Below are 12,784 nucleotides of genomic sequence, written 5' to 3' on the forward strand. Positions count from 1 at the left end.
CCCCATGACCGCGACGGCCGAAGCCACCGCTGCCACCCCTTACAGGATGTTCGACTTCTTCGATCTGCAAGTGGTCCGCACGCGGCGGCTCGGCCCGTCGCTGCTCCGGGTCACCTTCACCGGCCCCACGCTCGCCGACTTCCACGGCGGCGGCCGGGACCAGTCCCTGTCCCTCTTCCTGCCGCACCCCGGCCAGGACGCCCCCGTCCTGCCGGCCCCCGTGCCGGGCGACGACGGCCGCGCCTGGCACGCGGCGTACCGGGCGATCCCGGACGACGAGCGTGCGGTGATGCGCTCGTACACGCTCAGCGGGCAGCGCCGCGACGCCGAGCAGGGCATCGAGGAGGTCGACATCGACTTCGTCCTGCACAACGACGACGCCGAGAACACAGCCGCGGCCGGGCCCGCCTGCCGCTGGGCCCAGGCGGCGCGCGCCGGTGACAAGGTCGTCGTGCTCGGCCCCGCGGCCGCCGACAACACGGCGGTGCGCTGTCAGCCTCCGCAGGACTTCGACCACATCCTCATGTGGGGCGACGAGACGGCCCTGCCCGCCGCCCTCGGCGTCCTCGCGTGGCTGCCCAAGTCGGCGTCCGCACATGTGTGGTTGGAGGTCCCGCACCGCGCGGACATCCAGCCCGTCGTCACCGAGGCCGATGTCACGGTCACCTGGCTGGTCCGCGACGAGGACGCGCCGTCCGCCCTCGATTCCGTCCGCGCCGCCCAACTCCCGGACGCCGTGCAGCCGTACGCGTGGCTCGCGGGCGAGTCCGGGACGATGAAGGAGCTGCGCCGCCACCTCGTGCGCGAACGCGGCTACGACAAGCGCGCGGTGACGTTCGTCGGCTACTGGAAGCGCGGCCTGAGCGAGGACGCGCTGCGGGAGCAACCCGCCGACGCATAACGCCAATCCAGCCACTTCGGGCTGATCCGGTCACTTCCGGTCACAGAAGCAGGGCGGGGTCGCGAGCTCAACTTAGGTTAGGCTAACCTAAGTACCGAGTTCGCGACCTCGCCCTTTTTCCTGCCCCACCCGGAGGAACCGTTCATGCGCTCGCACCTGCTCAATGACACGACCGCGGAGCTCTACCGCAGTTCCGTGACCGAGGGAATCGAGCGGGTGGCGGCCAAACTCGCCACCACCGCACGGCCGTTCACCGGCGTCACCCCCGACGCCCTCTCCCCGACCATCGACGCTGTCGACCTGGACCAGCCGCTCCACGACACCATCGCGGTCCTCGACGAGCTCGAGGACGTGTACCTCCGCGACGCCGTCTACTTCCACCACCCGCGCTACCTCGCCCACCTCAACTGCCCGGTCGTCATCCCCGCCGTGCTCGGCGAGGCGGTCCTGTCCGCGGTCAACTCCTCGCTCGACACCTGGGACCAGTCCGCGGGCGGCACCCTCATCGAACGCAAACTGATCGACTGGACGGCAGGGCGCATCGGCCTCGGACCCGCGGCCGACGGGGTGTTCACCTCCGGCGGCTCCCAGTCCAACCTCCAGGCGCTGCTGCTCGCCCGGCAGGAGGCCAAGACCGACTCCCTGGCCAGGCTGCGGATCTTCGCGTCCGAGGTCAGCCACTTCAGCGTCAAGAAGTCCGCGACGCTGCTGGGCCTCGACGCGCAGGCGGTCGTCTCGATCCCGGTCGACAAGGACAAGCGCATGCAGACGCTCGCCCTCGCCGCCGAGTTGGAGCGCTGCCGCCAGGACGGCCTCGTCCCCATGGCCGTCGTCGCCACCGCGGGCACCACGGACTTCGGGTCCATCGACCCGCTGCCGGAGATCGCCGAGCTGTGCGCGCAGTACGGCACCTGGATGCACGTCGACGCGGCCTACGGCTGCGGGCTGCTCGTCTCGCCGAAGAACCGGAACCGGATCGACGGCATCGAGCGCGCCGACTCCGTCACGGTCGACTACCACAAGTCCTTCTTCCAGCCGGTGAGTTCGAGCGCCGTACTGGTCCGCGACGGCGCCACCCTCGGGCACGCCACCTACCACGCGGAGTACCTCAACCCGCGCCGCACCGTCGCCGAGCGCATCCCCAACCAGGTCGACAAGTCCCTGCAGACCACGCGCCGCTTCGACGCGCTGAAGCTGTGGATGACGCTGCGCGTGATGGGCGCCGACGGCATCGGGGGCCTCTTCGACGAGGTCTGCGAACTGGCGCACTCCGCCTGGCAGTTGCTCGCCGCCGACCCGCGCTTCGACGTCGTCGTGGAGCCGAGCCTGTCCACGCTCGTCTACCGCTACCTCCCGGCCGGCGTCACCGACCCGGCCGACATCGACCGCGCCAACCTGTACGCCCGCAAGGCCCTGTTCGCCTCCGGCGACGCCGTCGTCGCGGGCACCAAGGTGGGCGACCGCCAGTACCTGAAGTTCACCCTGCTCAACCCCGAGACGACCCTCGCCGACATCTCGGCCGTCCTCGACCTCATCGCCGGCCACGCCGAGCAGTACCTGGGAGACATCCTTGACCGCGCCAGTTGATTTCATCGGTATCGGGCTCGGCCCCTTCAACCTCGGTCTCGCCTGCCTCACCGAACCGATAGCCGAACTGAACGGCGTCTTCCTGGAGTCGAAGCCCGACTTCGAATGGCACTCCGGGATGTTCCTGGAGGGCGCTCACCTCCAGACCCCGTTCATGTCCGACCTCGTCACCCTCGCCGACCCCACCTCCCCCTACTCCTTCCTCAACTACCTGAAGGAATCGGGGCGGTTGTACGCGTTCTACATCCGCGAGAACTTCTATCCGCTGCGCGTCGAGTACAACGACTACTGCCGCTGGGCCGCCGCGAAACTCTCCTCGATCCGCTTCAACACGACGGTCACCGAGGTGCGGTACGACGACGCCGCCGAGCTGTACGTCGTCACCACCGAGAACGGCGAGACGTACCGGGCCCGCCACCTCGTCCTCGGCACCGGCACCCCGCCGCACATCCCCGAGGCGGTCCAGGGCCTGGGCGGCGACGCGATCCACAACTCCCGCTACGTGCAGCACAAGCAGGAGCTGCAGAAGAAGGAGTCGATCACGCTGGTCGGCAGCGGCCAGTCCGCCGCCGAGATCTACTACGACCTGCTCAGCGAGATCGACGTCCACGGGTACCGGCTCAACTGGGTGACCAGGTCCCCCCGGTTCTTCCCCCTCGAATACACCAAGCTGACCCTCGAGATGACGTCCCCGGACTACATCGACTACTTCCACGCGCTGCCCGAGGCCACCCGCTACTCCCTGGAGGAGAAGCAGAAGGGCCTGTTCAAGGGGATCGACGGCGAGCTGATCGACGCGATCTTCGACCTGCTCTACCAGAAGGGCCTGGACGGCCCGGTCCCCACCCGGCTGCTCACCAACTCGGCGCTGCGCACGGCCAGTTACGACGACGGCACGTACACCATCGGCCTCCACCAGGAGGAGCAGGACAAGGCGTACGAGATCCGGACCGAGGGCCTGATCCTGGCCACGGGCTACAAATACGCGACGCCCGCCTTCCTGGAGCCCGTCAAGGACCGCATCCGGCTCGACGGCCGCGGCCGCTTCGACGTCGCCCGCAACTACTCGGTCGACACGACCGGGCGGGGCGTCTTCCTGCAGAACGCGGGCGTGCACACCCACTCGATCACCAGCCCGGACCTGGGCATGGGCGCCTACCGCAACAGCTACATCATCGGCGAGCTGCTCGGCACCGAGTACTACCCCGTCGAGAAGACCATCGCGTTCCAGGAGTTCGCCGTATGAGCGCCCGCACCACCTTCCACATACGCACCCTCGACCCACTGAAGGACGCCGAGCTCGTCCACGGCTGGGTCACCCACCCCAAGGCCGCCTTCTGGCTGATGGGAGATGCCCAACTCCCCGACGTGGAGCGGGAGTACATGGCGATCGCCGCGGCCGAGCACCACGACGCGTACATCGGTGAGCGCGACGGCGAGCCCGTCTTCCTGATGGAGCGCTACCACCCGGCGCACGTCGAACTCGTCGGCCTGTACGAGCCCGAGCCCGGCGACGTCGGCATGCACTTCCTCGTCGCGCCCACCGACACCCCCGAGCACGGCTTCACCCGCGCCGTGATCACCGCGGTGATGGAGCACCTCTTCGCCGACCCGGCGGTGCGGCGCGTCGTCGTCGAACCCGACGTGCGGAACACGGCGGTTCACGCGCTGAACGCGGCCGTCGGATTCGTGCCCGACCGCGAGATCGACAAGCCCGAGAAGCGGGCGCTGCTGAGCTTCTGCACCCGCGAGCAGTTCCACGCCGCGACCGGAAGGAGCCTGGTGTGACCCTCGCCGACACCGTCTCCCACCTCACCCCCGAGCGCTGGGCCGAGGCCAACCGCCTGCTCGTCCGCAAGGCGCTCGCCGAGTTCAGCCACGAGCGGCTGCTCACCCCGGAGGCCTTCGGCGAGGGCCGGTACGTCGTGCGCAGCGACGACGGTCTGACCCGCTACCGGTTCAGCGCCCGCCGCCTGCGCCTCGACCACTGGCAGGTCGACGCGGACTCGATCACCCGCCACCGCGACGGCACCGAACTCCCCCTGAACGCCCAGCAGTTCTTCATCGAGACGAAGGACGCGCTGGGCCTGTCCGACGCGATCCTGCCGGTCTACCTGGAGGAGATCTCCTCCACGCTCTCCGGCACCTGCTTCAAACTGACGAAGCCGGACGTCACCGCCGCCGAACTCGCCGCGTCCGGAAGCTTCCAGGACATCGAGACGGGCATGACAGAGGGCCACCCGTGCTTCGTCGCGAACAACGGCCGGCTCGGCTTCGGCATCCACGAGTACCTCTCGTACGCGCCCGAGACCGCGAGCCCGGTCCGCCTGGTGTGGCTGGCGGCGACGCGCGAGCGGGCCGCGTTCACGGCGGGCGTCGGCCTGGACTACGAGTCGCTGCTGCGCGCCGAGTTGGGCGAGTCGACCCTCGCACGCTTCGACGGCATCCTGCGCGAGCAGGGCCTGGACCCGGCGGACTACCTCCTCATTCCCGTGCACCCCTGGCAGTGGTGGAACAAGCTCTCGGTCACCTTCGCGGCCGAGGTCGCCCAGCGCCACCTGGTGTGCCTGGGCGAGGGCGACGACGAGTACCTGGCACAGCAGTCGATCCGTACGTTCTTCAACTCGACGTCCCCCGCGAAGCATTACGTGAAGACGGCCCTGTCGGTCATCAACATGGGCTTCATGCGCGGCCTTTCGGCGGCGTACATGGAGGCGACCCCGGCGATCAACGACTGGCTGGCCGGGCTCATCGAGAACGACGAGGTGTTGAAGGGCACCGGGCTCACGATCATCCGCGAGCGCGCCGCCGTCGGCTACCGCCACCTGGAGTACGAGGCCGCCACCGACCGCTACTCGCCGTACCGCAAGATGCTGGCGGCGCTGTGGCGCGAGTCGCCGGTGCCGACGCTGGCCGAGGGCGAGCGCCTGGCGACGATGGCGTCCCTGCTGCACGTCGACCGCGCGGGACGCTCCTTCGCGGGCGCGCTGATCGAGCGCTCGGGCCTGACGCCGCGGGAGTGGCTGAAGCCGTACCTGAACGCCTATCTCACGCCGCTCCTGCACAGCTTCTACGCGTACGACCTGGTGTTCATGCCGCACGGCGAGAACGTCATCCTGGTCCTCGACGAGCGCGGCACGGTGCAGCGGGCGATCTTCAAGGACATCGCCGAGGAGATCGCGGTGATGGACCCGGACGCGGTGCTGCCGCCGAAGGTGGACCGGATCCGCGCCGACGTCCCCGACGACATGAAACTGCTGTCGATCTTCACGGACGTCTTCGACTGCTTCTTCCGCTTCCTCGCGGCGAACCTGGTCGAGGACGGCGTCCTGGACGAGGACACGTTCTGGGCGGCGGTCGCAGACTGCGTGCGCGACTACCAGGAGTCGGCCCCTCAACTCGCCGACAAGTTCGACCGGTTCGACATGTTCGCGCCGAGCTTCGCGCTGTCCTGTCTGAACCGGCTCCAGCTGCGCAACAACGAGCAGATGGTGGACCTGACCGATCCGTCGGGCGCACTGCAACTGGTCGGGGAACTGACGAACCCGATCGCCTAGCCGAAAAGGGCTCGCCACGAGAGACGGTCCTCCCGGGCGAGCCCTTTTCATTCATTCAACTATGCGCTGGGCCAAGGTACTTGCGGCGACTTGTAGTACCCGATCCCGAGCGCGTCCCACCGCGGGGCCTGCGCGGCGAGCCGCACCTTGTACGTGTTCCAGTCGTGCGAGGCCGCAGGCGACCAGCCGAGCTCGGCGACCCCGGGCAGCCGCGGGAACGCCATGTAGTCGAGCTGCGGCGACGTCGACAGGGTCTCCGACCACATCGGCGCCTCGACCCCGCGGACCGCCGAACTCGGCGCGCCCGGGAGGTAGTTGGCCGGATCCCAGTCGTAGGACCGCTGGACCTCGACGTACCCGGCCCAGTTCAGGCCGAGCGGCGTGTCCTTGTTGTACTTCATGTCGAGGTACGTACGGTCGGCGGGTGACAGGATGAGCCCGGTCCCGTTCCTGGCGGCCGCGGCGACCTGCGCCTTCTCCGCCGCGGGCGTGCTGTCGAGACCCCAGTACTGGGCGATGGCGCCCTTGGCGGGCGTGGCCCCGGTCAGCTGGTGCCAACCCACCACGGTCTTCCCGTACTTGGCGACGATCGGCTGCACCTTCGCCATGAAGGCGACGTAGTCCTCCTGGCTGGTGGAGTGCGCCTCGTCACCGCCGATGTGCAGGTACTTGCCGGGCGTGAGGGCCGCGACCTCGCGCACCACGTCGTCGATGAACTTGTACGTGATGTCCTTCTTCACGCACAGCGAGCTGAAGCCGACGTTCGTACCGGTGTAGAGGGGCGGGGCGACGCCGTCGCAGTTCAGGTCGGCGTACGAGGCGAGCGCCGCGTTCGTGTGGCTCGGCATGTCGATCTCGGGCACGACCTCCAGGTACCGGGACGCCGCGTACTTGACGATGTCCTTGTACTGGGCCTTGGTGTAGTAGCCGCCGGCGCCGCCGCCGACCTGGGTCGAGCCGCCGTACGTCGCGAGGCGCGGCCAGGAGTCGATGGCGATGCGCCAGCCCTGGTCGTCGCTCAGGTGCATGTGCAGCTTGTTGACCTTGTAGAGCGCCAACTCGTCGATGTAGCGCTTGACTTGGTCGACGGTGAAGAAGTGCCGGGACACGTCGAGCATCGCACCGCGCCACGCGTAGCGCGGGGTGTCCTCGATGGTGCCGCCCGCGACCCACCACGGGCCGCTCTGCCTGCTCTTGCTCTCGACGTTCGCGGGCAGCTGCTGGCGCAGCGTCTGCACGCCGTGGAAGAGCCCGGCGGGCGCGTGGGCGACGATGGTGACGGACCGGCCGGTACTGGTCAGCCGGTAGCCCTCGGCCCCAAGTCCCTTGTCTTTCCCGCTCAGTTCGAGCCGGATGCCGTCGCGCGCGTGGTCGTCGGTGACGGGCAGCTTGTAGCCGGTGGAGGGGCGCAGCACCCCGGCGAGGTAGTCGCCGATGCGGCGCGCGTCGCGTGAGTCGTCGTCCACGCGGATGCGGGTCTTCGCAGTGATCTGGTACGCCGATCCGCCGGCCGTCGCCTTCGCGGGCGCGGGCACGATCTGCCCCAGCGGCGTGGCCGTGGGCGTCGCGGCGGCGGAGACGGACGCGCCGAAGACCCCCGATCCCGCGGCGACGAGGAGCAGCGAGCCCACCAGGGCACGAACCATCGGTCTGGTGTGCTTGGTCACAAACGGTCCCTTCGACTGTGGTCGTTTCGACAGTGGTCGTTGTGGAGTTCGTTGTGCGGGCCGAGCCAAGCGATCAGTCACCATGCGTACCGCCCTCCTCTGTGCGGGTCAAGGTGTAGACCACCTGGACCCGGCCTGATGCCAGAATTGCCCCATGGCGGAAATCATCCAGCGCGACGGCACGTGGACGTTCGACGGGGAGACACTGCGACTGGTACCCGGGCGGGACAAAGCCGTGAGTCTGCTGCGGAAAACACTGGGTGAAGTCACCGTGCCGCTGGAGGCGCTGGCGGGCGTGTCGTTCGAGCAGGGCAAGAAGTCGGGCCGTCTTCGGCTGCGGCTGCGCGACGGCGCGGACCCGCTGCTCCAGGCCACCGGCGGCAAGCTGGCGGAGAGCGCGGACCCGTATCAACTCGGCGTGGAATCCGACCGGTACGGGGTGGCGGAGTACTTCGTGGACGAGGTCCGCAACGCACTCCTGCTGGAACAGGTCCCGTCCTCCGCCGTCACCGCGTACATCCTGCCGGGCCCGGCCGTGCCGCTGTCGGTCTCCGCCGGGGACGGCACGGCGAGCTTCGACGGGGAGCACGTACGGCTCGAGTGGAACTGGAAGACGGAGGACGCCAAGGCCTCCGCCGGTACGCGGCTGCTCGCCCTCGGCGATGTCGCGGGGGTGGAGTGGCAGCCGGCCGAGGGCCTGGAGAACGGCTGTCTGCGGTTCACCGTCCGCTCGTCCCCGACGAAGGCCCCGCCGAAGTACGACCCGAACTCGATCGAGCTGTGGGGCTTCAAGAAGGATCCGCTGATGGCGCTGATCGCGGCCGCGGTCCAGGCCCGGCTGCCGCACCCGGCGGCCGCGGCGCCGAAGGAGCTCGCACCACGGCCGGCCCCGGAGCCCACCTCCGCCCCCGCTCCGCCCGCCCCGCCTGAGGACGATCACGACGCACTGCTGCGCCGCCTGCGGGAGTTGGGGGAGCTGCACCGGGCCGGGGTGCTGACGGACGAGGAGTTCGCCGCGGCGAAGCAGGCGGTCCTGAAGCGGATGTAGAGCCGCGTCGGCAGCTCTGCATCAGCGGCACCGTCCACATCAGCTGTCTACATCAGCTGTCTACATCAGTGGCGAACCGTGCGGGCCACCACGAACCTGTCGATCTCCTGGCCCGTCTCGGCGATGCCGCGCACGGTCAGCTTCGCGGTCCGGCCGACCGGCGCGGGCTCCACGTCGACGCGCAGGAACGAGTAGTTGGTGTACCGCACCCGGGACCAGTCGACCGTCACGGCCTTCTTGCTGCCGTCGGCCTGGGTGACGTACGACGCGAAGGGGTCCACGTCCTTCTCGTTGCCCTCGTAGGTGTCGGCGACCGGGAACGCGTACAGGCTCTTGCCCGCGGCGCCCGCCGTCACGTACACGACGCCGTCCGTCTCCGGGTACGCGGTGCCGCCGATCGGCAGCTCCTTGGTGACCTTCTCGCCCTTGAGGACGTCGGAGCGCTCGTACACGTGGTTGTGGCCGTTGATGACGAGGTCGACGGTGTACTTGTCGAACAGCGGCACCCACTCCTTGCGCACGCCCCCCTCCGAGGCGTGCGAGGTGGCGGTGCAGTACGCGCAGTGGTGGAAGAAGACGACGACGAAGTCGACGCCGGAGCCGCGCGCCCGGAACTTCTTCAGCTGCGCCTCGAACCACGTGGTCTGGGTGCCGCCGGACAGGCCGAGGTTGGCCGGGATCTCCCAGGACACGTCGTTGGCGTCGAGCGAGATGATCGCGGTGTTGCCGTGGACGAAGGAGTAGACGCCCGGCAGGTTCTTCGGGTCGGGGCCGTTCGTGGGCGGCGCGAAGCGGGCCTCCTGGCTGCCGTAGCCGTGCGGCGCGTACCAGGCCTCCATGTCGTGGTTGCCGTAACTGACCATCCACGGAACGGTCTTGGCGACGGACTCGGTCTGCGCGAGGAACTGGTCCCAGGTGCGTGCGTCGAAGGTGTCCGTGGTCCGGCCCGAGCCGGACGGGTCCGCGTACGCGATGTCGCCCGCGTGCAGGTGGAAGGACGGGCCCTGGGCGAGGATCAGGCTGTCGTTGGCGAGCGCGTGGTAGCTGACGCCCTGGTCGCCGAAGGCGGTGAAGGTGAAGCGCTCCGCGCGGGACGGCGCGGTGGTGAAGGTGCCGACGGTGCCCGCGAACTTCACCGACGCCGGGTCGAAGCCGTCGTGGCCGACCCCGTAGAAGTACGTCTTGCCGGGCTTGAGGTGGGTCAGCGCGGCATGCACGTAGTACTGGGTGTGGTCGGCGCTCGTACCGACGCCCGCCGGGGTGTAGAGGGCTCTGACCTCGGCCGGTATCTTCCGCGACAGGTCACCGGCGTGCGCCCCGATGCGGATGAAGGGGTTCTTCACGGCGACCGGCACCTGCCAGGAGACGGTCATCTCGGTGCGCGGGTCGGCGCCGTAGGAGAGGTGCCGGCCGAAGGGCGCGACGAGCGCGCCGTCGACGTGGTCGTGCTGCGGGGCGTACGAGGTGGAAGAGGCGGAGGAGGCGGCCGGGGTCGCGGCGCTCGCGGCCCCCGGCACGAAGACGCCGCCCGCGACCGCGCCGATCGTGACGGCGCCGCCGCGGATCATGGTGCGGCGGGAGAACTTGTTGCGCAGGTACTCGTGCTGCTCGGCGAGCGGCCGGTCCGCCAGTGCGTCGGGTACGCCCATGCGTGGAATGTCCATGGCCTGAAAGTTGCTGGCAGCACCCATCCCGCCCGGATACGCCGGGTGAACGTGGACCGAACAAGCGGCATGGCCCGCTTCAAGCCTTGCCCACATCTCCGCCAAGAACCCCGAAAACACCCCACACCCCCGACCGCTTGCCCGAAAGCGGGCAGATTTCTTGCGAAAGTACGAGCGCTCCCTCAGGATCGACCGGGTGCACGAGGAACTTGTCGATCACCTGACGCGCAGCACGTCCCTGAACCGGGGCGAGGCACTGCGGGTGATCCAGGACGTGCTCGCCTACTTCGACGAGTCGACGGAGGACTACGTCCGTCGCCGTCACCGCGAGCTCCAGGCCCAGGGCCTGGTGAACGCGGCGATCTTCGAACAGATCACGGCGGACCTGCGGTACCGGGCGGTGGCGCCGCCGGAGCTCTCGCTCCGGCAGTTGCGCCGCATCGTCTACGGCTGAGGCCCGCCACCGAGAACTGCTGTAAAGAACTGCGGCCGAGAAGAACTGCCGTCGCGGACAGACGAACAGAGGGGACCCTTCTTACTTATGTGCGGAATTGTCGGCTACATCGGCAAGCGTGACGTGGCGCCGCTCCTCCTCGAGGGCCTGCAGCGCCTGGAGTACCGCGGCTACGACTCCGCGGGCGTCGTGATCACCAGCCCGAAGGCCACGGGCCTGAAGATGGTCAAGGCCAAGGGCCGCGTCCGCGACCTGGAGGCCAAGGTCCCGGCCCGCTTCAAGGGCACGACCGGCATCGCCCACACCCGCTGGGCCACGCACGGCGCCCCCTCCGACGAGAACGCGCACCCGCACATGTCCGGCGACAACAAGGTCGCCGTCGTCCACAACGGCATCATCGACAACGCCTCCGAGCTGCGCGCCAAGCTGATCGCCGAGGGCGTGGTCTTCCTCTCCGAGACGGACACCGAGGTCCTCACCCACCTCATCGCCCGCTCCCAGCAGACGGACCTGGAGGACAAGGTCCGCGACGTGCTGCGCCTGATCGAGGGCACGTACGGCATCGCGGTCCTGCACGCCGACTTCCCCGACCGCATCGTCGTGGCCCGCAACGGCTCGCCGGTCGTCCTCGGCATCGGCGACAAGGAGATGTTCGTCGCCTCGGACATCGCCGCGCTCGTCTCGCACACCCGCCAGATCGTCACGCTCGACGACGGCGAGATGGCGACCCTGAAGGCCGACGACTTCCGTACGTACACCACGGAAGGCACCCGCACCACCGCCTCCCCCACCACGGTCGAGTGGGAGGCCGCCTCCTACGACATGGGCGGCCACGACACGTACATGCACAAGGAGATCTCCGAGCAGGCCGACGCCGTGGACCGCGTGCTGCGCGGCCGCATCGACGACCGCTTCTCCACGGTGCACCTCGGCGGCCTCAACCTCGATGCGCGCGAGGCCCGTTCGGTCCGCCGCGTGAAGATCCTCGGCTGCGGCACCTCGTACCACGCGGGCCTGATCGGCGCCCAGATGATCGAGGAGCTGGCCCGCATCCCCGCGGACGCCGAGCCGGCCTCCGAGTTCCGCTACCGCAACCCGGTCGTCGACCCCGACACCCTCTACATCGCGGTCTCCCAGTCCGGCGAGACGTACGACGTCCTCGCGGCGGTCCAGGAGCTGAAGCGCAAGGGCGCGCGCGTCTTCGGCGTGGTGAACGTGGTGGGCTCCGCGATCGCCCGCGAGTCCGACGCGGGCGTGTACGTCCACGCGGGCCCGGAGGTCTGCGTCGTCTCCACGAAGTGCTTCACCAACACCACGGTCGCCTTCGCGCTGCTCGCCCTGCACCTCGGCCGCATCCGCGACCTGTCCGTCGCCGACGGCAAGCGCATCATCGAGGGCCTGCGCAAGCTGCCCGCCCAGATCACCGAGATCCTCGCCCAGGAGGCGGAGATCAAGAAGATCGCCGAGGAGTACGCGGACGCCCGCTCGATGATGTTCATCGGCCGCGTCCGGGGCTACCCGGTGGCCCGCGAGGCGTCCCTGAAGCTCAAGGAGGTCTCGTACATCCACGCCGAGGCCTACCCCGCCTCCGAGCTGAAGCACGGCCCGCTCGCCCTCATCGAGCCGGCGCTCCCCACGGTCGCGATCGTCCCGGACGACGACCTGCTGGAGAAGAACCGCGCCGCGATGGAGGAGATCAAGGCCCGCTCCGGCCGCATCCTGGCGGTCGCCCACCAGGAGCAGGAGAAGGCCGACCGCACGATCGTCGTCCCGAAGAACGAGGACGAGCTCGACCCGATCCTCATGGGCATCCCGCTCCAACTCCTCGCCTACCACACGGCATTGGCCCTCGGCCGCGACATCGACAAGCCGCGCAACCTGGCCAAGTCCGTCACGGTCGAGTAGC

At 69.1% G+C, this 12,784-nt stretch carries 10 protein-coding genes; 8 read left to right on the forward strand and 2 right to left on the reverse strand.

What is annotated here, in order from left to right; genetic code table 11:
- Positions 1-4 precede the first annotated feature (4 nt).
- From ACIBUY_RS10320 to ACIBUY_RS10340, 5 genes are all read left to right on the forward strand, one after another.
- Entirely contained in the window at positions 5-901 is an 897-nt protein-coding gene (locus ACIBUY_RS10320) for a siderophore-interacting protein (protein WP_399152344.1), read from the forward strand.
- Positions 902-1,045: 144 nt separating this feature from the next.
- The gene (gene desA, locus ACIBUY_RS10325; protein ID WP_399152345.1) at positions 1,046-2,488 is read left to right on the forward strand and encodes a lysine decarboxylase DesA; all 1,443 of its coding nucleotides are present in this window, start codon (positions 1,046-1,048) and stop codon (positions 2,486-2,488) included.
- Complete coding sequence (locus tag ACIBUY_RS10330; protein WP_399152346.1) at positions 2,472-3,734, forward strand: lysine N(6)-hydroxylase/L-ornithine N(5)-oxygenase family protein; 1,263 nt, start codon at positions 2,472-2,474, stop codon at positions 3,732-3,734. The genes desA and ACIBUY_RS10330 overlap by 17 nt, the downstream gene beginning before the upstream one ends.
- Positions 3,731-4,276, forward strand: a complete 546-nt coding sequence (locus ACIBUY_RS10335; RefSeq protein ID WP_399152347.1) for a GNAT family N-acetyltransferase — start codon at positions 3,731-3,733, stop codon at positions 4,274-4,276. Before ACIBUY_RS10330 ends, ACIBUY_RS10335 begins: the two co-directional genes overlap by 4 nt.
- Positions 4,273-6,045 (forward strand): IucA/IucC family protein, encoded by a 1,773-nt coding sequence (locus tag ACIBUY_RS10340; RefSeq protein ID WP_399152348.1) that lies wholly within the window; start codon positions 4,273-4,275, stop codon positions 6,043-6,045. Before ACIBUY_RS10335 ends, ACIBUY_RS10340 begins: the two co-directional genes overlap by 4 nt.
- Before the next feature lie 59 nt (positions 6,046-6,104).
- Here the strand turns inward: ACIBUY_RS10340 and ACIBUY_RS10345 are convergent, their stop codons facing one another.
- On the reverse strand, positions 6,105-7,691 hold the full coding sequence (locus ACIBUY_RS10345; RefSeq protein ID WP_399152349.1) for a beta-N-acetylhexosaminidase: 1,587 nt from the start codon (positions 7,689-7,691) through the stop codon (positions 6,105-6,107).
- A 175-nt stretch (positions 7,692-7,866) separates the two neighbouring features.
- On the opposite strand from ACIBUY_RS10345, the gene ACIBUY_RS10350 reads away from it, so the two are divergent.
- Positions 7,867-8,760: a DUF4429 domain-containing protein gene (locus ACIBUY_RS10350; protein WP_399152350.1), complete on the forward strand. Its 894-nt coding sequence runs from the start codon at positions 7,867-7,869 to the stop codon at positions 8,758-8,760.
- A gap of 65 nt (positions 8,761-8,825) precedes the next feature.
- On the opposite strand, the gene ACIBUY_RS10355 is transcribed toward ACIBUY_RS10350, so the two are convergent.
- Positions 8,826-10,409 carry a metallophosphoesterase family protein gene (locus ACIBUY_RS10355; protein WP_365563785.1) on the reverse strand — a complete coding sequence of 528 codons (1,584 nt, stop codon included), beginning with the start codon at positions 10,407-10,409 and terminating at the stop codon, positions 8,826-8,828.
- A 211-nt stretch (positions 10,410-10,620) separates the two neighbouring features.
- On the opposite strand from ACIBUY_RS10355, the gene ACIBUY_RS10360 reads away from it, so the two are divergent.
- Together ACIBUY_RS10360 and glmS are read left to right on the forward strand one after the other, a co-directional pair.
- Positions 10,621-10,878, forward strand: coding sequence for a hypothetical protein (locus ACIBUY_RS10360; protein ID WP_365563782.1), 258 nt, complete (start codon positions 10,621-10,623; stop codon positions 10,876-10,878).
- 87 nt (positions 10,879-10,965) lie between these two features.
- Positions 10,966-12,783 (forward strand): glutamine--fructose-6-phosphate transaminase (isomerizing), encoded by a 1,818-nt coding sequence (gene glmS, locus ACIBUY_RS10365; protein ID WP_365563779.1) that lies wholly within the window; start codon positions 10,966-10,968, stop codon positions 12,781-12,783.
- Position 12,784: the final 1 nt, after the last annotated feature.

The sequence above is a fragment of the Streptomyces sp. NPDC050085 genome, assembly GCF_044460595.1.
In the GTDB taxonomy this organism is placed as follows: Bacteria; Actinomycetota; Actinomycetes; order Streptomycetales; family Streptomycetaceae; genus Streptomyces.